The 26,670-nt window shown below is 40.4% G+C and carries 25 protein-coding genes, 1 other RNA gene and 2 pseudogenes; 3 read left to right on the forward strand and 25 right to left on the reverse strand.

Going from position 1 to position 26,670, the window contains the following annotated elements:
- Window positions 1-37: 37 nt before the first annotated feature.
- The 9 genes and pseudogenes from ACQV1I_RS22615 to ACQV1I_RS22655 form a co-directional block, all read right to left on the reverse strand.
- Complete coding sequence (locus tag ACQV1I_RS22615; protein WP_116334340.1) at window positions 38-1,117, reverse strand: undecaprenyldiphospho-muramoylpentapeptide beta-N-acetylglucosaminyltransferase; 1,080 nt, start codon at window positions 1,115-1,117, stop codon at window positions 38-40.
- Entirely contained in the window at window positions 1,114-2,097 is a 984-nt protein-coding gene (locus tag ACQV1I_RS22620) for a polysaccharide biosynthesis protein (RefSeq protein WP_116334341.1), read from the reverse strand. Before ACQV1I_RS22620 ends, ACQV1I_RS22615 begins: the two co-directional genes overlap by 4 nt.
- A 171-nt stretch (window positions 2,098-2,268) precedes the next feature.
- Window positions 2,269-2,712, reverse strand: a complete 444-nt coding sequence (locus ACQV1I_RS22625) for a hypothetical protein (RefSeq protein ID WP_116334342.1) — start codon at window positions 2,710-2,712, stop codon at window positions 2,269-2,271.
- 26 nt (window positions 2,713-2,738) lie between these two features.
- Window positions 2,739-3,719, reverse strand: coding sequence for an ABC transporter ATP-binding protein (locus ACQV1I_RS22630; RefSeq protein ID WP_116334343.1), 981 nt, complete (start codon window positions 3,717-3,719; stop codon window positions 2,739-2,741).
- A complete protein-coding gene (locus ACQV1I_RS22635) occupies window positions 3,694-4,704 on the reverse strand; it encodes an ABC transporter ATP-binding protein (protein ID WP_116334344.1) in 1,011 nt (336 codons plus the stop codon). The genes ACQV1I_RS22630 and ACQV1I_RS22635 overlap by 26 nt, the downstream gene beginning before the upstream one ends.
- Window positions 4,705-4,748: 44 nt before the next feature.
- Complete coding sequence (locus tag ACQV1I_RS22640; protein WP_094700390.1) at window positions 4,749-5,594, reverse strand: ABC transporter permease; 846 nt, start codon at window positions 5,592-5,594, stop codon at window positions 4,749-4,751.
- A 4-nt stretch (window positions 5,595-5,598) separates the two neighbouring features.
- Entirely contained in the window at window positions 5,599-6,549 is a 951-nt protein-coding gene (locus ACQV1I_RS22645) for an ABC transporter permease (protein ID WP_094700389.1), read from the reverse strand.
- 95 nt (window positions 6,550-6,644) lie between these two features.
- Window positions 6,645-8,243, reverse strand: a complete 1,599-nt coding sequence (locus tag ACQV1I_RS22650) for an ABC transporter substrate-binding protein (protein ID WP_116334345.1) — start codon at window positions 8,241-8,243, stop codon at window positions 6,645-6,647.
- 228 nt (window positions 8,244-8,471) lie between these two features.
- Window positions 8,472-8,651, reverse strand: a pseudogene (locus ACQV1I_RS22655) (sensor histidine kinase); the annotation flags it as partial.
- Window positions 8,652-8,944: 293 nt separating this feature from the next.
- On the opposite strand from ACQV1I_RS22655, the gene ACQV1I_RS22660 reads away from it, so the two are divergent.
- Window positions 8,945-9,160 (forward strand): hypothetical protein, encoded by a 216-nt coding sequence (locus tag ACQV1I_RS22660; RefSeq protein WP_236645809.1) that lies wholly within the window; start codon window positions 8,945-8,947, stop codon window positions 9,158-9,160.
- A 299-nt stretch (window positions 9,161-9,459) separates the two neighbouring features.
- Here the strand turns inward: ACQV1I_RS22660 and ACQV1I_RS22665 are convergent, their stop codons facing one another.
- Entirely contained in the window at window positions 9,460-9,660 is a 201-nt protein-coding gene (locus tag ACQV1I_RS22665) for a YwbE family protein (protein ID WP_116334356.1), read from the reverse strand.
- A gap of 206 nt (window positions 9,661-9,866) precedes the next feature.
- Window positions 9,867-10,478, reverse strand: coding sequence for a hypothetical protein (locus ACQV1I_RS22670; RefSeq protein WP_116334346.1), 612 nt, complete (start codon window positions 10,476-10,478; stop codon window positions 9,867-9,869).
- Window positions 10,479-11,103: 625 nt separating this feature from the next.
- Between ACQV1I_RS22670 and ACQV1I_RS22675 the strand changes: the two genes are divergently transcribed.
- Window positions 11,104-11,973, forward strand: coding sequence for a PhzF family phenazine biosynthesis protein (locus ACQV1I_RS22675; protein WP_116334347.1), 870 nt, complete (start codon window positions 11,104-11,106; stop codon window positions 11,971-11,973).
- Window positions 11,974-12,164: 191 nt separating this feature from the next.
- On the opposite strand, the pseudogene ACQV1I_RS22680 reads toward ACQV1I_RS22675, so the two are convergent.
- The 8 genes and pseudogenes from ACQV1I_RS22680 to secG form a co-directional block, all read right to left on the reverse strand.
- Window positions 12,165-12,260 (reverse strand): annotated as a pseudogene (locus tag ACQV1I_RS22680) (winged helix-turn-helix transcriptional regulator); the annotation flags it as partial.
- A 47-nt stretch (window positions 12,261-12,307) separates the two neighbouring features.
- Window positions 12,308-12,958 carry a FusB/FusC family EF-G-binding protein gene (locus ACQV1I_RS22685; RefSeq protein WP_094700384.1) on the reverse strand — a complete coding sequence of 217 codons (651 nt, stop codon included), beginning with the start codon at window positions 12,956-12,958 and terminating at the stop codon, window positions 12,308-12,310.
- 186 nt (window positions 12,959-13,144) lie between these two features.
- Window positions 13,145-13,411 carry a CD3324 family protein gene (locus ACQV1I_RS22690; RefSeq protein ID WP_018670250.1) on the reverse strand — a complete coding sequence of 89 codons (267 nt, stop codon included), beginning with the start codon at window positions 13,409-13,411 and terminating at the stop codon, window positions 13,145-13,147.
- A gap of 308 nt (window positions 13,412-13,719) precedes the next feature.
- Entirely contained in the window at window positions 13,720-14,763 is a 1,044-nt protein-coding gene (locus ACQV1I_RS22695) for a hypothetical protein (RefSeq protein WP_116334348.1), read from the reverse strand.
- Window positions 14,764-15,046: 283 nt separating this feature from the next.
- Window positions 15,047-15,401, reverse strand: a transfer-messenger RNA (tmRNA) gene (gene ssrA / locus ACQV1I_RS22700).
- Window positions 15,402-15,590: 189 nt separating this feature from the next.
- Entirely contained in the window at window positions 15,591-16,064 is a 474-nt protein-coding gene (smpB, locus tag ACQV1I_RS22705; RefSeq protein WP_018670235.1) for an SsrA-binding protein SmpB, read from the reverse strand.
- A 104-nt stretch (window positions 16,065-16,168) separates the two neighbouring features.
- Window positions 16,169-18,670 (reverse strand): ribonuclease R, encoded by a 2,502-nt coding sequence (gene rnr, locus ACQV1I_RS22710; RefSeq protein WP_438769832.1) that lies wholly within the window; start codon window positions 18,668-18,670, stop codon window positions 16,169-16,171.
- Window positions 18,671-18,854: 184 nt separating this feature from the next.
- Window positions 18,855-19,097, reverse strand: coding sequence for a preprotein translocase subunit SecG (gene secG / locus ACQV1I_RS22715; RefSeq protein WP_018670233.1), 243 nt, complete (start codon window positions 19,095-19,097; stop codon window positions 18,855-18,857).
- Between the two features lie 419 nt (window positions 19,098-19,516).
- Between secG and ACQV1I_RS22720 the strand changes: the two genes are divergently transcribed.
- Window positions 19,517-19,918: a c-type cytochrome gene (locus ACQV1I_RS22720; RefSeq protein WP_018670232.1), complete on the forward strand. Its 402-nt coding sequence runs from the start codon at window positions 19,517-19,519 to the stop codon at window positions 19,916-19,918.
- A 107-nt stretch (window positions 19,919-20,025) separates the two neighbouring features.
- Here ACQV1I_RS22720 and ACQV1I_RS22725 read toward each other — a convergent pair whose 3' ends face one another.
- From ACQV1I_RS22725 to ACQV1I_RS22750, 6 genes are all read right to left on the reverse strand, one after another.
- Complete coding sequence (locus ACQV1I_RS22725; protein ID WP_116334350.1) at window positions 20,026-20,568, reverse strand: DinB family protein; 543 nt, start codon at window positions 20,566-20,568, stop codon at window positions 20,026-20,028.
- A gap of 63 nt (window positions 20,569-20,631) precedes the next feature.
- The gene (locus ACQV1I_RS22730) at window positions 20,632-21,573 is read right to left on the reverse strand and encodes a helix-turn-helix transcriptional regulator (RefSeq protein WP_116334351.1); all 942 of its coding nucleotides are present in this window, start codon (window positions 21,571-21,573) and stop codon (window positions 20,632-20,634) included.
- Window positions 21,574-21,729: 156 nt separating this feature from the next.
- A complete protein-coding gene (gene eno, locus ACQV1I_RS22735; RefSeq protein ID WP_094700379.1) occupies window positions 21,730-23,019 on the reverse strand; it encodes a phosphopyruvate hydratase in 1,290 nt (429 codons plus the stop codon).
- A gap of 28 nt (window positions 23,020-23,047) precedes the next feature.
- The gene (gpmI, locus tag ACQV1I_RS22740; RefSeq protein ID WP_116334352.1) at window positions 23,048-24,586 is read right to left on the reverse strand and encodes a 2,3-bisphosphoglycerate-independent phosphoglycerate mutase; all 1,539 of its coding nucleotides are present in this window, start codon (window positions 24,584-24,586) and stop codon (window positions 23,048-23,050) included.
- 13 nt (window positions 24,587-24,599) lie between these two features.
- Window positions 24,600-25,355, reverse strand: coding sequence for a triose-phosphate isomerase (gene tpiA / locus ACQV1I_RS22745; RefSeq protein ID WP_094700377.1), 756 nt, complete (start codon window positions 25,353-25,355; stop codon window positions 24,600-24,602).
- A gap of 35 nt (window positions 25,356-25,390) precedes the next feature.
- Entirely contained in the window at window positions 25,391-26,572 is a 1,182-nt protein-coding gene (locus tag ACQV1I_RS22750; protein WP_104030757.1) for a phosphoglycerate kinase, read from the reverse strand.
- Window positions 26,573-26,670: the final 98 nt, after the last annotated feature.

Genomic DNA, 26,670 nt, shown 5'->3' on the forward strand with positions numbered 1-26,670 from the left:
AATCATTTACGTAAGCAATCAGTCTCGCATCTACCATTTAATGATAGAGACTACGTTTATCAAACCCCTTGATTAATTCCATAACCTTCTCCACAGCTTTTCCAGAATCGTCGGTTTTCATCTGTCGGATATATGATTCACGGTTTTGGTGTAGATAATAGACATGCTCCAAAAATGTTTGATTTGTCATATTCTCTTGCATGAGAGTCTCTGCATATCCTGCATCTTGAAAATTTTGTGCGTTCCTTATCTGTCCATTTCTCGTACCGCCACTGGTATGCGGAATTAGCAGCATAGGCTTTTGCAGGGCTAACAATTCATGTATCGAGTTAGAACCGGCACGTGACACCACTATATCAGCCGCTGCCAACAAATCAGGCAATACATGTGTGACATATTCAAATTGTTGATAGCCCTCTTGATGGATGGAAGCATCTATTTTCCCCGGTCCACATAAATGGATCACTTGGAAGCTTAGTAATAGCTCAGGTAAAACCGCTCGAACAACCTGATTAATTTTCTCTGCACCTTGGCTCCCTCCCATCACAAGAAGGACGGGCTTTTGAAAGGTAAAGTTACAGAAAGAAATTCCTCGCTCCCGCTCCCCCGATTTGAGCGTATCTTTAACAATAGCCCCTATATGAGTGATCTTTTTTGATGGATCATTTTTTTTCGTTTCTAAAAAGGTTGTACACACCTTTGTAGCAAAAGGATAAGATATCCGATTCGCAAGCCCCATATGCACATCAGGTTCATGAATGATAGTAGCAATCCCATTCATTTTTGCTCCGAGGACTACTGGAACGGAAACAAATCCCCCTAGAGAAAATACCACATCAGGTTTCAGCTTTCTCATTAGGAGATACGCTTGAAGGATACCTTTCATCACTTTGTAGATATCAGTAATGTTCTTCCAATCGAGATAGCGCCGTAGCTTACCAGTTGATACGCTGTGATAGTGAACCTGCTCGAATTCCGCTACAAGCCTTTGCTCAAAACCATTTTCTGATCCGATATAATGGATTTCATAATTTTCCTCTGTACATTTGGGAATCAGCACTAAGTTGGCCGTTACATGACCGGCTGATCCGCCTCCTGTAAAAATGATTTTTTTCATCTAAAGAACCCCCCAGTCTCTAGCATTTGTTTAACCTCATCTTTTGTCATAAGGGAGCTTTCAGAATGGTAACTATGAAAACCAACCGGTTGGCAATTAGCGTAATGCACCTGTAGCTCTGGAGATTGATAGGTAGGTAGAATCACAAAATAATCTTGGTTAAAATGAATCGCTCTGTGACTTTCACATTCCGAGATTAGTGTTTCATTAAGCTTCTCTCCAGGACGTAAGCCCAGTAGCTTTATTCCTATGTCATTTCTTCTCGATTCCTCAATGAATACCTCAGCCATATCACTGATCTTACAGGATGGCATGTGTAAGACAAACGTCTCTCCTCCCATGCTTTGCTCTGTAGCTATAAACAACATTTGAATCGCTTCTTCTAGTCGCAAAAAAAATCTTGTCATATTCATATCCGTCACACCCAAATCCAGTCCTTGCTGAATCTGATTTTGAAAAATAGGAATGACGCTTCCTGTTGATCCTAGAACATTTCCACTTCTCACACAAACAAATCTGGTGGACGTGTCTCGCATATTGGCTTGAATAATGAGACGTTCCCCGATCGCTTTTGTCATTCCGTATGTACTTGAAGGATTTGAGGCTTTGTCGGTTGATACATAAATGACTTTTTTCACCTTATTTATGATGGCAGCTTCAATAACATTTTGTGTGCCAATCACATTTGTTTTAATAGCGATATCTGGTTGATTTTCACAAATAGGTACATGCTTTAGGGCGGCTAAATGATAAATATGATCGACACCCTGACAAGCCTGTATCATTTCTTGTTTATCGCGAATATCACCAATAATGAACTGCAATCGGTGATCATGAAAATACTGACTCATTTCCACTTGAAGCGCTTCATTGCGAGAATAGATACGTATTTCCTTTGGATTTTTCTCTAATAACTGAGTCACTAGTTCCCATCCCCAAGAACCGGTACCTCCTGTAAGTAAGAATGTCTCGTTTTTCATCTGAGTTCCCTCCAGCACGTTGTTGCGAATGACTAGGTATATAGTAGTGCTGAAGTGTTACACCAGTATGACAAAAAAAGGAATGACAGGGCAGTCACGCTCAAGCCACAAAAAAAAGCCACCCCGGCAGGTGACTTTCCATTGAAAAATTACGTAATTACGCTCCAATGCTTACGAACGAACCATCTCTATTTTTACTACCTTAAAATCTGAGTTTCGTTCTTGTTCTTGCTCCACGACCGTCCAATTCTTAGAGAGTACAGACTGTAGCCAGATGACTTCCGCTTCTTTAAGCTTAATTCCCGATAAATGATCACCATTATGTTGGTAATCACGGTCAGCCATTTGGTTTAATCTAACAGAGATCAAATATTTGATACCATTGATTGTATTAAATTTAATCTGATATCCTTCTCTTACTGCTTGTTCAAACTCACCCCAGTTCTGTCTTGAGAAATCAAGCAGATTGGAAAAATCGAAGTCATCGCTCCATTTTTGAAAAGAACTGATATCTCCCTCTTTTAAGACATCAAATAACTCTTCTTCTGTCACACCCTTTGCCCGGAGTACCTCAATCATGAGTGCTTCATTTTGCGAAAGTTTTACTAGAGACATTTTGTAATACCCTCTCCATTTCTGACTTATTCACTAAACAAGTGACAGGCAACCTGATGACCCGGGCTAATAGATACTAGCTTCGGCTGTTCTTCGACACAGCGTGATGATGCATATGGACATCTCGATTGGAATTTACAGCCGCGGATGGTTGACAAGGGGCTTGGAATGTCCCCTTCCATCATGATACGTTTTTGATTACGCAACTTGGGATCAGCTATCGGAATAGAAGAAAGAAGTGCTTGTGTATATGGGTGTGCCGGATGATCATATAGCTCGTTACTTTCAGCTACTTCTACAAGTTGACCTAGATACATCACCCCGATGCGATCTGAAATATGACGTACCATCGATAAATCATGGGCAATGAACAGATAGGTCAGCCCTAATTCATTTTGAAGATCCTCTAGCATATTGACAACCTGGGCCTGAACTGACACATCCAGCGCTGAAATTGGTTCATCGCACATGATAAACTCTGGCTTCACTGCTAGAGATCGAGCAATGCTGACTCTCTGCCTCTGCCCTCCACTAAATTCGTGCGGGTAACGATCCAAATGTTCTTTCTTTAGACCGACACGCTCCAAGAGATCCTGAATGACTTCCTTCCGCTCTTTTTCTCCAAGGGAATCATGAATATTCATAGGTTCACTGATCAGCTCGAAGACAGTCATCCCCGGATTTAAAGAAGAATACGGGTCTTGAAAAATGGTTTGCATTCGTTTGCGAAAAGGTTTGAGCTGATGTTCGCTCATCTTCGCTACGTCATGTCCATCAAACAATATTTTCCCATCAGTCACATCGAACAGCCGGACGATACTGCGTCCTGTTGTAGATTTACCACATCCCGACTCTCCAACTAACCCAAACGTTTCTCCCTTATAAATCTGAAAGCTGATGTCATCAACAGCCTTGACATATTTCTTTATCCCACCAAAAAAACCTTTATTGATTGGATAATATTTCTTGAGATGTTCTACATCAACTAAAATGTCCTTGGGTTTCATTCCTTTTCCCCCCGATCTCTTCTCCCAGCCAGCATTTCATCCGTTGGTCGGAACCTATCTCGTAAGAAGGCGGAATCTCGCTAAGACATTTATCCATCATATGAGGGCAGCGTTCTGCAAATGGACAGCCACTTGTAGGGTTTAATAAACTAGGCGGAGTTCCCTCGATGGGAATTAGTCTTTCTTTATTTCCCTTATGGTGTTTAGGTAGAGAACGCAGAAGCCCTTGTGTATAAGGATGCTGTGGGCGATAGAAGATATCCTCAACCTTCCCCTCCTCCATCACCATACCGCTATACATGACAATTACTCTTGAACATACCTGGGCGACTACCCCCAAATCATGCGTGATCAGCATAACAGCTGTATCTGACTGGTTAGCTAGCTCTTTTATTAAATCAAGAATCTGAGCCTGTATCGTTACATCTAATGCGGTAGTGGGCTCATCTGCGATCAATAGCTCCGGTTCACATGAGAGTGCCATTGCAATCATCACTCTCTGCCTCATCCCGCCGCTGAATTCATGCGGGTATTGGTTAAAGCGTTCTTCAGGAGAGGAAATGCCCACCTGTTTTAATAAGTCGATTGCCTTTTGTTTAGCTACCGACTTACTTACCTTTTGATGCCTCATAATTACTTCTGTCAGTTGGCGTCCAATTTTATATACAGGATTAAGAGAAGTCATGGGATCTTGAAAGATCATAGCGATCCGATTTCCCCGAATCGCTTTACGCTCTTTTTCTGTCGCTACTAACAGATCCTTTTCACCAAATTTGATCTCTCCACCGACAATTTTCCCCGGTTGTGCAATCAGAGAGAGAATTGATTTGGCGGTCACACTTTTTCCACTCCCCGACTCTCCTACAATCCCTATTACTTCACCTTTTTGAACGGTAAAGCTAACTCCCCTAACAGCCTGCACCTCTCCAGCGCGTGTGAAGAAAGACGTTCTTAAATTCTTCACATCCAATAAAACTTCCGTCATATGACTCACTCCAAGCTAATCATCTTCATTCGTTATATCTATTCTTATTCGTCATTCGCTTTTGGTTCAAAGGCTACTCGCAAAACATCTCCTAGGACATTAAAGCTCATTACTGTAAGGAGAATAAACAAGCCAGGAAACAGAGCTAGATGGGGTGCTTCCCCTATAAATCCTTGTGCGTTGTTTAGCATACTCCCCCACGATGAATTGGGCTGTTGAATACCCAGCCCCAGAAAACTCAGCGCCGATTCCATTAAGATCGCAGAAGCAATATTGATCGTCGCTGTCACAATGATAGTAGACGAGATGCTTGGAATGATGTGATAACAGATAATTTTAAATGGGCTTTGTCCCGACACCTTGGCGTACAATACATATTCTCGTTCTTTAACAGACAATGTCTCTGCTCGGACAAGTCTTGCTACATTCATCCAAGTTAAAAGTCCAATGATAATGATCACGGTCTGAATACTAGGCTTTAAATACACACTTAGGATCAGCATTAATAAAAAGGATGGGATCGACATTAAAATTTCTACTGTGCGCATGATAATGCTATCGACCATGCCTCCAAAATATCCACTAATCGCCCCAATTGTTGTTCCAAGTCCAGTAGCGATAATCATAGCGGCAAATCCAACCATTAAAGAAACTCGACCTCCATGTAGGGCCCGAGAAAAATAATCTCTACCATAATCATCCGTGCCGAAAAAATGAGTTTGGCTCATTGCCTGGAGTCTATCCTGAATAACAATTTGATTAGGATCGTATGGAGCAAGAAAAGCAAACAAGGAACCCAGTGCAAAAACCATTAGTATAATGACTGAGATCAAGCCCAGTTTATTCGATAACAATTCCGTCTTTACGTTATTCCATCTTCTTCTATTCATCTTGCTACCTCCATGCCCTGATTCGTGGATCAACTACGCTGTACAGGATATCTGCCAGTAAATTTCCGATGATGAGCAAGACGGACGTAAACATGGTAATTGCCATAATGATCGGGTAATCAAATCCAAAGGCAGCTTTAATACTAAGAGAGCCAATTCCCGGCCAAGAAAATACCGTTTCAGTAATAATCGCCCCAGCAATCAAATCAGGTAATGACATCCCAAGAAGGGTAATAATCGGTAAAAGTACATTTTTCAGTACATGACGAAAAAGAATTTGCCATCGCGTGGAGCCATAGGCGTATTGGATTTGGACATAATCCTCCTTTAGTTGTCCAATCGTGTTGGAACGAATATATCTCATGTAAACAGACAATTGACCAAAACTAAGGACCAAACAGGGAAGTATACCGTGCTTGATAACATCCCAGGTGGAAGTAACCCCAATCGTTCTTATTCCCATGCTAGGAAGAAGATGTAGCTTAATCGCAAAAAAGTAGATGAGAAGCATAGCAAACCAAAAAGCTGGAATCGAAATCCCTACATATGAAAACATATTTAGAATACTGTCAATCCACTTATTACGATTTGCCCCTGCTAGTAATCCTAATGGAATAGCCAACAGAACAGAGAGAAGTATGGAGGCCCCCATTAACCCTGCCGTTGCCGGTAACCGTTCTATTACCTGTGTCAGCACAGGTCGGTGATTGATAAGGGAATAGCCAAAATCACCCATTAACACATTTTTCAACCACATAAAATACTGAACATACCCAGGTCGATCTAATCCCATGCTATGCCGAATCCGTTCTATATCCTCAAAACTCATTTTGGGAGTAATGAAGGCTTGCAGGGGATCACCGGGAGCCAGCTTTATCAAAGCAAAGCAAACAATAGAAATAAAAAATAACATCGGAATTGATTGAAGAATTCGTTTTGCTATAAATGAAAACATGAATGTCCTCCTAAAACAGCTTCTTGGAATGAAAATAAGCTGATCCGAATCAGCTTATTTTCTCCCTTGTTCCCTATAAATGATCTAACTATTTATTATTGCTCATAAATTTTGGACAAATCCTCAAACATAGTCACTGGCTTTGTAACCGCTTCTTGCAAACCACCAAATCTTTTGTCCACAGCTATAATGGATTTAGGGTAGGCAATTGGGTAGATCGGTACATCATCTGCTACTGTTTCTTGGATTTTTTTGTACAGCTCAGCACGTTTTGCAGTATCAACCTCTACAGCGGCTTTGGACCATAGCTGATCAAACTCTTTGTTATTGTAGTGCGAATAGTTAAAAGCCTCTGTACTAACAAATAGAGATTTGTATGCATCCGGTTCATAGCCCATAATATAGCCACCGAAGGACAAGTCATAATCTTTATTTTTCATGTCTTGAGATTTATTTGAGAACGCTGCTGGATCCAATGGCTGTAGTTCAATGTCAATTCCGATGTCTTTCAACTTCTGCTGAAGATAGAGTGCCTGACTAGTTTGTGGTTTGTTGTTATTCACATATGCTAATCTAAGCTTCAAATGGTTTACTCCTGCCTTTTTCAGCAATTCCTTAGCTTTCTCCACGTTATATTCATACGTAGGTAATTCTTTTGTATAGTAAAGCGCATCAGGAGTAAGCAAGGAATGAGCAGGTTCAGCATAATCAAGAGACGAGTACGCTGCTTGAACTAATTCATTTTTATCAATAGCATAGGCAATCGCTTGGCGAACCTCTTTTTTCTGTAGTACATCGATATTGAGGTTAAAAGCAATGTAAACCAATCGGCCTTCATTATATTTAATTAAATTAAACATCTGCATGTCATTCATCTTGTTATAGTCCTGCGGATCGATAAATTTCATTTGAATTTCGCCATTTTGCATCGCTAAATTCGCTGCATTGGTATCCTTAGTAATACGATACGTAACAGTATCTAAATAGGATTTTCCTGCAAAGTAATTATCAAAACGTTCTAAGGTTACATACTCGCCAGGTTTATATTCCTTAAATTTAAACGGTCCAGAACCTACTGGACTGAAGTTTTTTTCGCTCTTTTCAATATCCTCTACATTTTCAAAGATATGCTTAGGAATTGGAGAAACCTGAACCAAAGCTCCCTCAAAGGCTGCACTGACTTGAGGAAGTACAAAGTCTACTGTAGTATCGTCAACTTTTTTTACTTGGATTGGCTTTCCATCTAATACAAACAAGCTTCGTTGTGGACTATGTTGCTTTTCATCCAAAATGCTAGCAAGCGTAAAGACTACGTCATCAGCAGTCAGCTTTTTCCCATCGTGCCAAGTCAGGTTATCTCGCAATTTTAGTGTATAGGTTAAAAAGTCCTTGGATTGCGTCAAGCTCTCAGCTAATACAAATGTTTTCTTCCCATCATTGATTGTAAATAAGGGTGCAAACAAGGATTGATTAATGGTTAAAGTCACACGATCCCCAGCATAATTCGGGTTAAGTGCACTCGGATCATCGCCAACTGCGATTACCAAGCTTCCTCCACTTTTGGGTTTACCGCTCTCAGCTACTGTTTTGCTCTGATCTCCCTGTTGCTGAGGTGCTGTACCTTCACTAGCGCAACCGCTAAGAAATAAAAGGATACTCATCATAATAGAAATAATTCCAAAGCGCTTCGTCATGTCTACTCCTCCGATTTTGATCTTCATTTCGGGAATAACGTTAAGTTGTTTTCTAGTATAGCACCTTCGTTCAAAAAGGCAAGTAACCCGATCGGAATTAAACCATAAAATAAAATAAAGCAGTCACTACAGGATAACTACCTGTTAGTGACTGCTTCATATATAAGTAGAATGAATCAGCTTCGAACAAGGTGTGGTGGTTCAGCTATGAGAAGTTCACTACAGATGTTATCCACAAGGAAACGATAAGGTGATCGCAGTTCCTCTTCCCAGTACCGTTTCTACCTCGACTGTCCCATGATGCCCCTCTGCAATAGCCTTTGCGATACTCATCCCCAAACCAGAGCCTTCTGCCTTTTCTTCCGTATGAGTGCCACGATAATAACGTTCAAATAGCTTCTCTTTTGATACACATGTTCTTTAAAACATTTATATTTTGTTCAAAATAGAGGGCGATCGTTTTCCAGTCAACTGTCTAGGAAAGCAATCGCTCTTCTTTCGTTTTGCGAAATAATGTAGCAACACTTTCTATATGGAATCAGTCAAAGCAGAGGAATGTCACCCCCTCGTTAATGACTTTCCTTTTCTATTATTTTTGATAGGCAACCACCCAATTTTTAGACCTTTGTAACAAATGATATATGCCCTAAATAACATATTAGAAAATATTTCCTTTATACTATTGAAAGTTGGTGTTAATAATGCCGGTAACCAGAAGAACGTCCGGTCGAATAGACGTCTTTGCTCGTGGAGGAGACCAAGCTCTTTGGCATATCTGGCAGCTTGCTCCAAACGATGGTTGGAGTCGCTGGGCCTCCTTAGGTGGTACCATTAATTCACCTGTAGTAGCTCGTAATGCAGATGGGCGGTTAGAGGTTTTTGCTATTGGTACAGATAATGCTCTTTGGCATATTTAGGAAATAACCCCTAATGGTCGATGGAGTAATTGGGCTTCCCTTGGTGGTTGGATTGACCAGATAGCCGTAGAGTCCAGATTCCGTCGATGAGATACCTCGTAACAGATTTATTAACTCCTTATGCGTAAGGATAAAAGAAAGAAAAAATGGAGATTGAACGTAGACTATTTGTTCAATCTCCATTTTTGTGTTTAGTAAAGAAAAGGAATGTGTAGCCTGCCTACAGCCTTCTTTCTGAGTTCCACAAAGGAATTTCCCCCGCTCCCAAAACATTGCCAGAATCTCAGACCAAACGTAAGCTACTCACCCTTGATAATCTCTTGTACTCTACCTACCATTCCGTTCGTTAATCTTACTTTGATCCCGTGCGGATGCGTACTAGAATTCGTCAGAATGTCCTTCACAATTCCTCGTGTACGCTTTCCTGTCCTCTGATCTTGTTTTAAAACAATCTCTACTTCAAGCCCATCTACGATCTCACTTCGCTTTTTCCCATCCATGTCCTCACCACCTATACCTGCAATTTTGTATTCCCCTAGGTTTTTTAATTCTCTGTTCTCTACACCTTCCTGCCATATGCTGTTCCTGCTATCGCGGAAAGAATATTCTTTCTTACGCCTTCCCAATTAAATAGCCACCACTATCTTCATTCTGTCAGCTTGTACCTTCATTACATTTACAGGAGTCGTTTGAGCATTTGCCTTTGTTATTCTTCAAATTTCCTCTGTAATTTTTGGAGGATTTTTACGATAGATTCTCTATTTTTCGCCTCTTTCATATAGACAGGAAGGGAATGGGAGGCAGTTCGCATGGGACCATTTGCTGGTTTTTCACGCAGGGATGCCGACGTGTATGATATGAGATAGTTCAAATGCTCTCGATTTACAGCCCATACCGGTTTCCCACGAAAATAATTCAAATAGTACAGCTCCAAATGAAAAACTGGATCTTTCCCATCTCTAATATCCTGATATCGCCATTGATAATCTGCCACTCTGTGCATAGGAACTTGATTCATTGTGTGGCAATGAGGACACGCTATATTCAATTGTTTTTGAGTTATTTTCTTTTCATCCTTTACTTCCAGATTAAAGTACCTTTCACAATGCTGGCATACCCCTCTGGTCGAGTATTTATAGGCTTCCGATTGCGTTTCTGTATGATAACACACTCCACATTTTAGAACATATTCATTATCTTCTTTAGAAATATAGGCATTTTTTGTACATTTCGGGCAGTGTACGACTACCTTGCCACCATAATGAGTTACCATATTAAAGCAATATTTATGACCATATTCGTCTGTAAATCGTTCCAATATAGACCCTCCTAATTGTTCAGATGTAATATCCGTCGATGCTTCACTACTACAATATCCACAACATTGACCTATTATATTTATCGTCAAAATGGCAAACATCTCTTGATTGGACCAAATAAACTGAGTCTAGCACCCTTATGAATAAGATGGTCTAATGCCTGACTCAATTCCACGAACTTCATCACTTCTGCCGTATTGCTTATGTAATGCTTGATTATTGGCTCTTTATTAACTCTACCCAGCATTTCTTTGTAGATACAGTGCCATTTGGATCAATTTGGTATATCTGATTCTCTTTGGTCATATTTGGTCCTAAAACCAAGTCACACATCAATTTCAAATGCATCTAATCCCTTTTTTATTTATCGGAAGAGAGCGATTCACAATACGAAATAAAGGCTTTACTAGTTAATCTACTCATTTCCTGACATACATGTACAGGATGACATGGCCCCTGGTTCCACGAAAAATGTTTTTCAACCGAGTCCTATGCTTTTTTAATTGATGAAATAGAGGCAATCTTTTTAAAAAATCATATAATAGGTAAAGTAATAGATATAGCTAAAGCCTATAGAAACTGGATGTTCAATTCATAAAACAACTTCAGAAAAAAGGTGATCTTGTGGAAGTAATGATTTATACGCTAAATGCCTTCGCAACTGACTCAAATGGGGGGAATCCAGCGGGCGTTGTGTTAGAGGCTGATTTATTGAAACAGAAGGACATGCAAACTATTGCTCATATAGTTGGATTTTCTGAAACAGCGTTTATTCAGACATCCTCCATCGCAGATTTTAAGATTCAATTTTTTACCCCTAATGCCGAGGTTGATTTATGTGGTCATGCCACAATTGCAGCTTTTTATCTGATGGTATGTCAACAAAAAATTAGTCACGGTACATATACATTAGAATGTAAGGCCGGCTTGTTACAGGTAACCGTTGAGAAGGATCATCATATTTTTCTTTCGCAAGCCCTCCCAACCTTTTATGATCAACCAGATAGAGAAGATATCATCAAATCTCTACATATATCAGCAGAAGACTTAGACCAACGACTGCCGCTTGAGATTGTTTCAACAGGATTGAAGGATATACTTGTACCAATTAGAAGCTTAGAGATTCTTAATAAAATTACCCCAGATTTTGATCAAATCACACTATTAAGTAAAAAATATCAGGTTATTGGCTTTCATTTATTCACATTGGATACAAAAAACGAGATGATTGCTACTTGCAGGAATTTTGCTCCTTTGTATGATATACCGGAGGAAAGTGCGACAGGGACATCATGTGGGGCCCTAACATGCTATTTGTACAAGCATAAAATCTTTTCTGATAAATCCATTCACCACTTAGCTTTTGCTCAGGGTCACAGCATGAATCAACCTTCTACTATTATTTCAAGACTTTCTGTTAAACAGGGGCATATCACCCAAATTGAAGTTGGAGGGACTGCATCAAATATTCAAAAACGGTCCGTTATCTTATAAATTTTGGTTGGGAAGCCCATGTATTTTTACAAGAAAAGACACCTGAATCATCAGGTGTCTGCTTGATTTAAGATATTATAAAGAGCTATTGTAGTAGCTGTTAGAATTGTTTACCGCTCAGCCATTGGCAGAAGCTATGACTCATCAGGTTGCGGAGAGCGTAATTGTATTCCCCACTACTATCGATATTCAATGACTGGTCTCACTCCTTCACCCAGAGCTGTCAATTCGTATTCAGCTTTGGGTGGGACGACCGAATACACCTGTCGATGAACGATCCTGCTTCTTCTATTCTCACGAGCATTTTATGATTGATTCCATTAATGAAACTTATTTAGCCTATAACGTCCCCAATAAACCTCTCTAACGGAGTAACATCCGTAATCCTTTTATTACATTCATGACTATTGATACATATATAGTGACCAACCGCTTTGTAATAATCGGAGGATACATTAGCGGCCCTTGATTTAGAGATCGCTGAAAATAAAGCAACATCAGTATATCCATGGCATAATGCACATATGTTTTTCTTGTTTACAAGGGTATATCTCCCTTCGATCCCAACCGCTTTCCCCTTCAAATGATACACGATGAATAGTTTATTACTTGAAATATTGATCCAGCCAAGATAGGTTACCTTGTGGTAGTCAATCGTTACTAAATCAGGCGCTTTCAGCTTTTTATTTTTGGGAAATAGTTTTCTTATCTGTTTTTCAGTCACTTGTGGAAATTCAACTAAGTAAGGTAATAATGAACGTAGATAATCCTGAAATTCTTCAGCTTTTAATGAGGAGATTCTCCCCAACAGTTGTTTTTGAATATCCGTAACGTTAGGAAACACGTCTATTACTTTTGCTTCTGAGCCGTACCTCACCGCTTCCATTACTTTCGGATCAGCAACAGTTAAGGTAGCGTTTTGCAGGATATCTATTTGCTTCTTAATATAGTTGTATTGATGATTTTTAATAAATGGCTCCATCATATGATTCCCTCCAAATACGTAAACCTAATCTTTTCAAAAGGCTCAATCTTTCTTTCATTGCCCTCTCTTTTACTATAAAAAATTAGCTTCTTCTTTGATATGTAGCAGTTGACTGAGAAATAAACTCGACATACAAAAAGCACTTATAACCTAATCCTAAGATTATAAGTGCAACAGTCTTCACGCCTATTTACTTGAATAGACAATTTTTTTAATTGTCTCTATCGAAAGAAAGTAGTCATCCGCTAATTGATGAATCGTTTTTCCATTTTTAAATGCATGTTTAATGGCAATATTTCTATCATCAATTAGCTTTCTTCCGCCAGAACGTGATCCCCATTTTTGGTAAGTCGTTTTTGGTTTGGGAATATATATGGTTTCACCTTGAATATATTTTTGAATTTCAACAAGCAGCTTTTCGGGTAAAATAGCTGTTGCTTTCACATATTTCATCTCTGACTGCCCCCTATTCATTAAAAAAATGAAAATAAGGTGCAAAGCCAAAAGATTAGAAATGATCTATGCTTAATTGGGCGATTTCATTATTGAATATCCACCCCATGCAAAGTATCGCCTCCAACACTTGGCTTTGCATGAGATGCTGCGGTTTCTGGCAAATTACGCTTTTTTGCCACTGCTTTTCACCTCCTGAGATTTTCGTGAAGCATTTTTCATTTGCTATATAATTTCAATCATATATGATGTGGTTTGTCAGGGGAAGTGAGTTATGATTTGATTGGTACTGATCTCGAATACCCAGTCTAAGCAAAATCTTCGCTTAGGAATACATTATAATGATTATATGGAGTTTCTAACGTATACCTATCATTCATGTTATTCTGTAATTTGGAAATATGCTCATACAGCCAATCTTCATGTACATCCCTATTTTTGTATTCCTTTATACTAGTCTCATTAAAAATTTTATCTTTTTCATCGCTGCTCGTCTTGTATTTTATCAAGTATTGTAAATCATTTGGAATATCACCCAATAAATAGCTTATGCCTTCTGCTATTATATCTATTTCACTCAAAGTCTGATTGTAATTAACCTGCTCCACTAATTTTCCATTTAGAGCTTTCTGATTCCTTTTCACCTGTTCAATAAAATTTCTCGTGTTAAAAATCATAATTGTTTCCAAATGGTCATAGTAAGGATTGTTTGGTTTTGTCTCTCTCCACATGCTCTGTTTTTCATGCGGATAAATCCTTCCTGTTTTACTATAGAAGTAGTAATTATGATCAGCATAGAAGGCTTTTAAGCTATCAAGTCGAAGCAAACTATCATCATGACCTATATCTGAGGCTACTTTATAAATATATGATTCAATAGAGTCAATTAAGAAAATATCACTATAGTAAGGTTTCCCATACTCAACCCCTGAATTTGAGATAAAAAAAATGGCGTATTGATCATCCAGAGAATATATTTCAGATAAATGGGCTTCGATGTCATTAAGGCTATTTGTTTCCATCCATTTATTGCGATATTCGTCAGCTGGTATCACTGCAATTTTATTTATACTTTTTTCATTGGTCTCTATCTTATAAAATGCGATTACATTTTTGTTATCTTTTTTATCATACTCAGCTCCGTATATTACATTCCCTGTAGGCGAGATTGACATTTTAGCTATTTGTTGTGGGATTGAAAATATTGTTTCTTTTTTCCCTTCTTCAAGATTAATGTTACAGATTGCTAGTTTTCCTTTCTCTCGGGAATGACTGCAAGCTATGAATGACGGACTTACTATAGGCTTAATTGGGATAATTAGAGGTATTTCGTCCCACTCTTCGTTTTTCATTATATATTCGCCTCCAATATATAAATAATATAATATTACCAACACATTATCCTAATTTTCAATCAATTAATAATAGAATAGATGACCACTACTTTCTCTATTATCATCTGGTACTGTTTCATAAAAATGATACAAGTAATCTGGATAATTTCCATTAACTTTTGGTCACTAGCTCCCTGTTCTTGTTCTACAGTATCTTCCATCTATGTTCCAAAAAATTGTTCTTAATAAAAATGGGAGACTAAACAGTTTTTGACTGTCTAATCTCCCATTTTCGGTACTTTTATGGAGGCGGGGGGATTCGAACCCCCGTCCGAAAACAGCGATACATGAGCATCTCCGAGCGCAGTCACTCATTTATATTTCGGTAGTGGATTCGCGGAGTGACGCGCTGACCCGCTACCTAGTCTGATTGATCTTCTTCCATCGGCTCCAGACGGAAGCCTCAGGCGTATCCCACTAAGAGTGAGTGCTAGTCACGCCACATGGGCGATGGAGTGGTAGCACCTAGCTGAGATTAGGCAGCTAGAGAAAGTTGTTTGTTGCCAGTTAATGGCTTTCCGCGTTGTTGACGAGGTCCGCAGCCCCCCGGCTCGCTTCTCATGCTCTACCATCCCCGTCGAATCCAAAACGCCCCCAGGATAGAAAGAGCAAAGAAAACTTATTCAGTTTTTCTTTACTACACAGCCTCATATAAATAAATGGCTTGTAACGATGTCTCGAATCGTTCATCGTTGTACACCTATACTACCACAGCTTACGTAAGAATCTCAATGTGGGTTACTGGCAGAGTTGGAAGAACTGCCGCCTGAAACCGTTCTTTTCCTCTAAACCTTCTGACGGTCTCTAAGCGCTCTCGCAACCTCGCGTTGGGCATCCTTTTTCTTCAGATCCTCACGCTTGTCATAATTCTTTTTCCCACGGACAACAGCAAGCTCAAGCTTTGCCCAGCCGTTCTTTAGATAAATGCTAAGTGGAACAAGGGAATATCCCTGTTCACGAATCAAGCTGTTTAATTTCAGAATCTCCAAACGCTTCATCAACAAACGACGATTGCGTTCAGGTTCATGATTAAATCGGTTGCCTTGTTCGTAAGGGCTAATATGCACGTTATACAAGATAAGCTCCCCATTAACAATACGAGCAAAACTATCCTTTAGCTGCACTCGTCCGCCTCGAATCGACTTGATTTCCGTACCGGTTAGCTCGATACCTGCCTCCATCACTTCTTCAATGTGATAATCATGTCTGGCTTTTTTGTTTTGGGCTACAGTTTTTGTTCCTTTTTTAGAAACGGTCACGGAAATCACCTCATCTGAGCAAGAGTAGTACCTCTAATTTTAACAAAAATAAGACAAGAAGGCAATGCTTTGAACTCCATTGCCTTCCTGCGACTCTTCCCGATTTATCTCCGCTTACGTTTCGCTTGTTTCACCACGGAATTTCGTTTTTTCTTTTGCTTGGAGCTTACAAAATCCTCCCAAAATCCCTTTTGTTTGGGTTCTACAGATTCCTTACCCTCTGTGTTTTCTTGCCCTGGAAGTGCTATAAAACGTCCTGCTCCGCCTTTACCGGCTGAACGACGTTGAGCATCTTTTCCACGTGTATTTGGCCCGCCGCCTTGGTTTTGTTCCTGCTTACGCTTCCGTTTAGCAGCCGCCGGACCCGCGTCTTTAAAAGGTTTCGAACGACGCTGTTTTCGATTACTACCAAGATCTTTATCTCGACCATTACCACTAATCACTTTTGCCTGACGCGATCTATTAAATCGTAGCTCACTTGGCTTTTTCATACCTACAATTTCAAAGTCAATGGTGCGTTCGTCAACATTAACAGTAGTCACACGTACCAAAACCTCATCGCCAATACGATACTGCTTACCTGTACGTTCACCAATAAGAGCATACATTTTTTCATGGTAATTATAATAGTCATCAGTTAGATAGCTAACGTGGACCAATCCTTCAATTGTGTTTGGAAGCTCTACAAAGATACCAAAGGAGGTGACACTAGAAATCACACCCTCGAACTCTTCACCAATATGCTGTAGCATGAATTCTGCTTTTTTCAGATCGTCTGTTTCACGCTCAGCATCTACAGCTACACGTTCTCGTTGCGAGGTATGTTCTGCTATGATTGGCATTTCCGCTGTCCAATATGCTTCTTCTTTCGCATCCAGCTGCTTTTTCTCCAGCCATAAACGAATCATCCGATGCACAATTAAGTCCGGATAACGGCGAATAGGAGAAGTAAAATGTGTGTAGAAATCGGTAGATAAGCCAAAATGTCCAAGGCTTTCTGCATCGTAACGGGCTTGTTTCATGGAACGAAGCAATACCGTACTAATGATTACTTCTTCTGGTGTTCCCTTGATTTCTTCTAACAATTGTTGCAACGCTTTTGGATGAACCGACGTTCCCTTACCTCGCACACTGTATCCAAAGCTAGTGATAAACTCCATGAAGTTTTGTAGCTTTTCTTCCTTTGGATCTTCGTGAATCCGGTAAATGAAAGGGCGTTTCAGCTTATGGAAGTGCTCCGCAACCGTTTCATTGGCTGCTAGCATAAACTCTTCAATTATTTGCTCAGCTATGGAGCGCGTACGGAAGCCGATATCGGTTGGAGTACCTTCAGCATCTACATAAATCTTAGCCTCACGGAAATCAAAATCGATAGCTCCACGTTGCATCCGTTTTTTACGTAATTTGAGACAAAGCTCTTCCATGCTTTCAAACATCGGGACTAATTCATGATATTTCTCACGTAGCTCCTGATCCTGATCAGCTAAAATACTGCGTACATCTGCATATGTCATCCGCTCATTGGTACGAATAACACTTAAATAAATGTCATGTGAAACAATATTAGCCCCTGCATCGAACTCCATATCACAGGTAATCGTTAGTCGATCCACTTTGGGATTTAAACTACAAATACCATTTGATAATCGGTGTGGGATCATCGGAATGACTCGATCCACAAGATACACACTTGTACCACGTCGGTATGCTTCCTGATCTAAAACCGATTTTCCTTTTACATAATAGCTAACATCAGCAATGTGAACACCTAGACGTACATTCCCGTTCTCTAATTGCTCCAGAGAGACAGCATCGTCCAAATCCTTTGCATCTGCTCCGTCAATGGTGACCATCATACGCTCACGCAGGTCTCGTCTATCCTTAATTTCTTCATCAGAAATGTGATCAGGAGCCGCTTCAGCTTCGGCTAGCACATCATCAGGAAAGCCTTCCGGTAAGTTAAACTTTCTGATAATCGAAAGGATATCCACCCCAGGGTCGTTCTTATGCCCTAGAATCTCGGTTACTTCACCCTCAGGGTTACCTCTACCCTCTGCGTACTTCACGATCTTTACAACCACTTTATGGCCATCTACAGCCCCATTTACTGCTTGCTGTGGAATAAAGATATCTTTCCCAACCCGCTTGTCATCTGGAATAACAAAACCATAGTGCTGCTGATCCTGATAGGTTCCGACAATCGTCTTCGTGCTACGTTCTACAACGCGAACGATTTTACCCTCCAAACGACTTCCGAAGGCCTCTTTTTCCACTCGAACGAGTACCGTATCCCCGTGCATTGCTCCCTGCATATCGTTGGAATGCACGTACACATCCTCTTCACCTTGTGTCTCAGGAATCACGAAGCCAAATCCTTTAGGATGGTTTTGTAGTCTACCGCGAACCAAGTTCATTTTTTCTGGAATTCCATAGCGGTTAGCACGCGTACGTACAACTTCTCCATTATCCTCAAGCTGATTCAAGATTTTCACTAATTGCTTAAAATTGTTTGAGCCCTGTAAGCCAAACGCTTCCTCTAGCTCACGTATTGTCATGGGATGATACGCCTGTTCCCTCATAAAGGAAAGGATATCTATATCTTTCATGTAAAAGCTCCTTTTTTCTTGATTATGTTTTAGTATGCCAAGTTATGTTCAACAAAAAACATGTTCTTATCTCGTAATACTTTCCTTACTATTGTACCCGTCATTTTTTTCTTTGTACCATCATATGTAGAAATGCGTATAAAAAAAGACAGCAACACAAATGCGTCTGCTGTCTTTTTACCATTTACTTTGCTTGAAGGAAGAATGCCAGCAAGATAGCGGATAACATAAACACTACAGCGAGAACCACTGTGATTTTACCTAAAACAGCATCCATTCCTCTTGCTTTCTGTTTACCAACAAGTTGTTCAGCTCCACCGCTAATTGCACCAGAAAGACCAGCGCTTTTACCGGATTGTAGAAGAACGACAAGAATCAAACCGATAGCGGAAACTATTAAGAAAATCTTTGCAAGTAAAGCTAGCATACCATTTCACCTCGTTACAATGTAAGTACAACCGACCCTTCATTGTCTATAATGTTTACTTTACCACAATTAAAAGGGAACAACAACTTGCTTAATTATCCTTTCCATACACTTCCAGACAATGGGTTCTCTATACAAAAAAATGCCAAGGTTTTATAATGATAAATGTCAGGTTTTTTTAGACTAATCAATCTATTGCACTTTTAATCTTTACCTTTTTTACCTATAAAAGCGCTTACGTCATCCATCATTTTGCATATGTTTCTATAATAAGGTAAGAAAACATAAGTTCTTTAAATATTGTCAGAATTGTGTACATTATGAACTAGTGTGTCACTTTCCTTGCAAGAACACTGCTTTTCCCGTAAAATGCAAGTAGGTTTCATTCTTATATCTAGTATCTAGGAGGTTCCTTTCGCATGGCTGGTTCAAACTTTAAGAAAGACGTGAATCAAAACGACGTAGTTGACTCGGCGAAAGCATTTGGGTTCTCTTTTGGTATCTTGTTCCTCGTTTTCGTACTGTTCCTCGTAGCCTCTATTATTTATCCGCCTAAACATGGCGAAGAAGCAAAGGGCGGCGGAGCTGGTGGAACTACCAATATCAATGCTGAACAAATCGTTAAACAAAATTGTACATCCTGTCACGGTCAAAACTTGGAAGGTATGGTAGGTCCTGCACTTGCAAACATCGGCTCACAGCTTGATGAAAAAGCAATAAGTGATGTCATCAAAAACGGTAAAGGTTCTATGCCAAAAGGTATTCTTAAAGATGCAAAGGAAATATCAGCAGTATCTAAATGGTTGTCTGAAAAGAAATAATTCATTTACTCTTCCAAACACATCAAAAATATATATCAGACGAGCGCCTTTATCTGATATAGTCAAAAAGCTCTGATCGTCCTAATGACGTCAGAGCTTCTTTGTTTTTATTGCTTCATTTGTGATAAAAAAGCTTGTAGTCGCTCTTTTTGTAAAAGGTGATGGCGATAATGCATTTCCACCAAAGCATACCACTCTTGCGCATTCAATGCTCCTAAGGCTGGATGCAGCATCTTTACATGAGAAGGAATCTCCTCAATCACTTCCCCCCACTTTCTCATACTGTCCAGCACATTCTTCAATCCTTGCACTAATTCTTCTTTCGTTGTTGGCTGAGGTGGTGTGTACTGCTTTGTAGGTGGAACATGTATTTTAATCGGTGGAAAGCTACCCTGAGTAAAAACCTGAATACCAACCTCTGTTTTTTCTCCAGATACGAGCATCACTCCCTCCTGCTGTTCGTGACAGACCTTTATGTTTTGAAGTTGCATAGTAAGAGCCGAATGAATGAGATGCAAATACATCTGCCCTAAGGACCATTCGTCATCAGCAGGCTTTTGGGTTAATTCCTGTAAGTCCATTTTTTCTAGTTCATCCAAATATGTTTTCGTAAGTTCCTCGAAGCGTTGTAATGTCTCTTTCCTATTCATAATAGATTTACCCCTCTCTGGTTTATAGGGATATCATACTTCAGGTATCCTGACATCAGTATGTCAGTAGTGCTGTAACATTTTCTGAATTTCCTCCAACACCCGTTGTTTTAACCCTTCAGGTTGTATAACTCGGACATCAGAACCCCAGCTTAGAATCCAAGAAACGATTTCATCATAGTAACGAATCCGCAATGTCACCAGCAATCCCTGCTCTTGTTCTTCTACAGTCTCTACGTAATAGTAGTTCTCTTCCTCCAAGCGTTCTGCCATGCAGGGGTCTAAAAGAATTTGTACAACGAGATGGCGATTATCTGGTGGTACATAGGTATGTAGTTTGAAATCATCTGGTCTTTCAAATTGCTTATCCTCCAAAACTAATTCCTGCATGCGACTTAATCGAAAATGCCTAATAGACTGCCGTAGCTCACAAAATGCAAGTAAGACCCAGCTCCCATTTACCAATAGGAGTCCATATGGATCAGTTGTTCTTGCTGTCTTCCCATGAGAAGTAGTCGTAACCTTTACATAACGAAATCGCACCTTTTTCATGTCCGCTATCGCTCGTCTCAACAAACTCATATGTTCCATTTCTTTGCTCCGAGCCTTATCTATTTTCCCCATAAGTAATCTGATATCTGCACGCGCTTTTTCTACTTCCCTGCGTACTTTTTCAGGTAAGATGGACTCAATTTTTGATTTAGAGGTTCGAGCCTTCGCTAGATAAGCTTGGTCAAAATAACGCTCAACAAATTCTGTACCTACTAAAAGAGTGACTGCTTCCTCTGATGTAAATTGTATCGGTGGCAAAAAATATCCCTCCATCAAGGAATACCCTTGTCCTGGCGTACCTATGAGTGGAACACCTGCTTCACTTAGAGCCTGTACATCTCTATAAATGGTTCTAACACTCGTCTCAAATAAAGCTGCCAAGTCTTCAGCGCGAGCTGTTCCCCTCCTTTGTAGTTCTAGTACTATCGCCAACATCCGATCCATTTTATTCAATACAAAACTCCACCTTATCTTTAATTATTACCGATGGTTTCAATCAATGATTGTCATTATAGTATGAAATGTACACAAAGTAATCTCCTATTAAAATGAGCACAAAAAAAGACATCCTTGCAAAAGCAAAGATGTCCTTTTTGTATGGTTTCAAGCTTATTTTTTAAGATTGTAGAATGCTGCACGGCCACCGTAACGAGCTGTTTCACCCAATTCATCTTCCAAACGAAGCAATTGGTTGTATTTCGCAACACGGTCTGTACGGGATGGAGCACCTGTTTTGATTTGACCAGCGTTAGTTGCAACCGCGATGTCAGCGATTGTGGAATCTTCTGTTTCACCAGAACGGTGAGAGATAACTGCTGTGTAACCAGCGCGTTTTGCCATTTCGATAGCATCGAAAGTCTCAGTCAATGTACCGATTTGGTTGACTTTAACCAAGATGGAGTTAGCAGTTGCTTTTTCAATACCAGTAATTAGACGTTCAGTGTTCGTTACGAACAAATCGTCACCAACCAATTGAACTTTGCTTCCTAGACGGTCAGTTAGAAGCTTCCAACCTTCCCAGTCATCTTCAGCCAAGCCGTCTTCAATAGAGATGATTGGGTATTTTGATACTAGATCTTCATAGAAAGCAACCATTTCTTCTGTCGTTTTAACTACACCTTCACCAGTGAAGTGGTATTTACCATCTTTGAACATTTCAGTAGCAGCTACGTCTAAAGCGATGAATACGTCTTTACCAGCTTCGTATCCAGCAGCTTTGATTGCTTCTAGGATCGTAGTGATCGCTTCTTCGTTAGATTTCAAGTTAGGAGCGAAACCACCTTCATCACCTACAGCTGTGTTAAGACCTTTATCATGTAAAACCTTTTTCAAGGAGTGGAAGATTTCAGAACCCATACGTAGAGCTTCTTTGAAAGAAGGAGCATTTACTGGCATAACCATGAATTCTTGAATATCTACTGTGTTATCAGCGTGCTCTCCACCGTTTAGGATGTTCATCATAGGAACTGGAAGAGTTTTCGCATTGAATCCACCCATGTAGTTGTACAAGGATACACCTAGAGATGTAGCTGCTGCACGAGCTGCTGCCATAGATACACCTAGAATAGCGTTAGCGCCCAATTTTGCTTTGTTTGGAGTACCATCTAAAGCGATCATAGTCATGTCGATACCAACTTGGTCAGTAGCGTCCATACCGATTAGCTCAGGAGCGATTGTATCGTTTACGTTTGCAACAGCATTTGTTACACCTTTACCTAGGTAACGAGATTTGTCACCATCGCGAAGCTCAACTGCTTCGTGTGCTCCAGTGGAAGCACCAGATGGAACTGCTGCACGGCCCATAGAACCGTCTTCTAAGTATACCTCTACCTCAAGAGTTGGGTTACCACGGGAATCAAGAATCTCGCGAGCGTAAATATCTGTAATAATTGTTGTCATATAGGTCATCTCCTTATTGTCTTATTATTTATTTAATAATAGATTTTCCTGTCATTTCTGCTGGTTGTGCTACACCTAATAGTTCTAACATAGTAGGAGACAAATCAGCAAGAATACCATCTGGTCGCAGTTCAATATCTTTTTTGGTTACAATAACTGGAACAGGGTTTGTGCTATGAGAGGTGATTGGTCTACCTTCATTTGTAAGCATCAAATCTGCATTTCCGTGATCGGCTGTGATAATAGCTACTCCGCCCTTAGCAATAATAGCGTCTGCTACACGGCCTACGCAAGCATCAACAGTTTCAACAGCTTTAATGGTAGGTTCCATCATACCAGAATGTCCAACCATATCGCAGTTTGCAAAGTTAAGAATGATCGCATCGAAGTTTTCGTCTTCAATCTCCTTCACTACTGCATCTGTTAATTCATAGGCGCTCATTTCTGGTTGTAGATCATAGGTGGCTACCTTTGGAGAAGGAATCAAAATACGCTTCTCACCTGGGAACTCCTGCTCACGACCACCACTGAAGAAGAATGTTACATGCGGATACTTTTCTGTTTCCGCAATGCGCAATTGCTTCAGATTATTTTGAGCCAAAACTTCACCTAGCGTGTTATCTAGGTTAGTTGGTTTGTATGCTACGTATCCATCGACTGTCTCAGAGAATTTCGTTAAGCATACAAAGTGTAGGTCTTTCGGATATTTCTCTCCACGGTCAAACCCACGGAAATCCTCATTCGTGAACGCTTGGGAGGTTTGGATCGCACGGTCAGGACGGAAGTTGAAGAAGATAATAGAATCTCCATCTTCTACTTTCCCAATTGGTTGGTCATTCTCATCTACCATTACAGTAGGCATAACGAATTCATCCATCACAGATTTCTCATAGGATTCCTTTACAGCCTTGATTGCATCAGAGTAATGAGGGGCATCACCATACACCATAGCACGGTATGCTTTTTCAACACGTTCCCAACGTTTATCGCGGTCCATAGCGTAATAACGACCTTGAACAGTCGCAATTTTACCAACGCCAAGTTCATCCATCTTACGTTGTACTTCTTCAATGTAGGTAATCGCACTATCAGGAGCTACGTCGCGACCATCTAGGAACCCGTGAACAAATACATCTTCTGCGTTTTCCTTTTTTGCAAGCTCAAGCAGAGCAAGTAGATGGTTGATGTGGCTATGAACACCACCATCAGACAACAAGCCAAAGAAGTGAACCTTTTTGTTATTCTCTTTCGCATGCTTAAATGCAGCAATCAGTGTTTCATTATCAAAAAATGCGCCTTCTTTAATGGACTTCGTGATGCGAGTAAGATCCTGATAAATGATGCGTCCTGCACCAAGATTCAAGTGACCTACCTCAGAGTTACCCATTTGTCCTTCTGGAAGACCTACTTCAAGACCAGAAGCTAGCAATGTAGCATTTGGATAATCATTCATCAAACGGTCGTAGTTTGGTTTTTTCGCTTGATTAACAGCATTACCGTAATCATTAGTGCGAAGACCAAACCCGTCCATAATAATTAACGCAACTGGTTTTGGTCTGTTAGCCATATAGCTTTCCCTCCTACTGTTGTACTCCGTTGACTAAGCCCATGTAGCCTTCAACAGTTAGACTCGCTCCGCCAACTAGTGCTCCATCAATGTCGGACTCACCCATATAGCTTGCCACATTTTCAGGTTTCACGCTACCACCGTATTGAATGCGTACTTGCGCCGCTGTATTAGCGTCAAATGCACCAGCAATTACGCTACGGATGAAAGCAATTGTTTTATTAGCATTTTCAGCCGTAGAAGATTTACCTGTACCGATGGCCCAGATTGGCTCATAAGCAATTACGGTTTCTTTTACTTGCTCAGCAGTTAGACCGCTAAGAGCAGCTTCTGTTTGCGTGCGAACCACATTTTCAGTGGTATTTGCTTCGTACTCCTCTAGGGACTCACCTACGCAAACAATTGGCTTCATGCCATGAGCAAGGACTGCTTTTGCTTTTTTGTTCACTGTTTCGTCTGTTTCGTTGAAGTATTGACGACGCTCGGAATGACCGATAATCACGTACTCAACATCTAGCTCTTTTAACATTAGTGGGCTGATTTCACCAGTGAATGCGCCTGTTTCTTCAAAATGCACATTTTGTGCGCCCAATTTATAAGAAGTACCTTTGAATTGCTCAGCTAATACTGGCAAATTTGTGTAAGGTGCGCAGATAACTTTTTCAATTTGAGGAGTTTTATCCTCTTTTGGCAATTGAGAGGCAAACGTAGTTGCTTCTGCGATTGTTTTGAACATCTTCCAGTTCCCAGCAATAATTGGTGTTCTCATTACTTCCACTCCTCACCTTTTACATACATACCATTTTACTTGTCTTGCAACGCTGTTACGCCTGGTAGTTCTTTACCTTCCATGAATTCAAGGGAAGCTCCGCCACCAGTAGAAATGTGGGTCATCTTCTCTGCTACTCCTGCTTTTTCAACAGCGGCTACAGAGTCACCACCACCGATGATTGTCGTGCCTTGGCATTCTTCCATTGCGTTAGCAACAGCAATCGTACCAGTTGCAAAAGCGTCCATTTCAAATACGCCCATAGGCCCGTTCCATACTACTGTTTTAGAAGGAACAATTGCATCACGGTAGTTAGCCATGGTCTTTGGTCCGATATCGAGGGCCATCCATCCTTCTGGAATCGCATCAATGCTTACTACTTGCTTGTTGGCATCAGCTGCAAACTTATCAGCAACTACTACGTCAACTGGCATAAGCAAATTCACATTGCGTTCTTTTGCTTGTTCCATCAACGTACGAGCAAGATCCAGCTTATCTTCTTCACAAAGGGAAGCTCCAACATTGTAACCTTGTGCTTTGATGAAAGTGTTAGCCATTCCGCCACCGATGATCAAAGTATCTACTTTGCCCAACAGATTTTCAATTACGCCGATTTTGTCCTTTACTTTCGCTCCGCCCACAATAGCTGTGAAAGGACGCTCAGGCTTGGACAAAGCCCCACCCATGAATTGAATTTCTTTTTCCATCAACAAGCCAGCTACTGCCGGAATGTGCTGAGCGATACCCGCAGTCGTTGCATGTGCACGGTGAGCCGTACCAAATGCATCGTTTACAAACAGGTCAGCAAGGTTTGCAAAACTTTTTGCTAGCTCAGGATCGTTCTTTTCTTCCCCTTTATGGAAACGAACGTTTTCAAGAAGGATTACATCGCCTTCCTTCATTGCTTGAACAGCAGTCTCAACCTCTGCCCCAATTGAATCGTTCAGTTTTTTTACGGGTTTGCCAAGAAGAGAAGCTAGATGTTCGCCTACCGCAGTAAGACGCATTTCCTCCACTACTTCACCTTTTGGACGGCCAAAATGACTAGCCAAAATGACTTTAGCATGGTTATCGATTAAATATTGAATAGTTGGAACAGCAGCACGAATACGCGTGTCGTCTGTAATTACGCCATCTTGCATTGGGACGTTAAAATCTACTCGACAAAACACACGTTTACCTGCTAATTCTATATCGCGAATGGACTTTTTGTTCACGGAAGGTACCCCCCTCAGACTTGTTACCTGACTAAATACTTGCTTGTTTCGAGCTTATACATAATGGAAAAGGGAGAGAAGCTCTCCCTTTTCACATT

Origin of the sequence: Brevibacillus sp. JB24b, from assembly GCF_051713385.1 — a bacterium.
In the GTDB taxonomy this organism is placed as follows: domain Bacteria; phylum Bacillota; class Bacilli; order Brevibacillales; family Brevibacillaceae; genus Brevibacillus_B; species Brevibacillus_B laterosporus.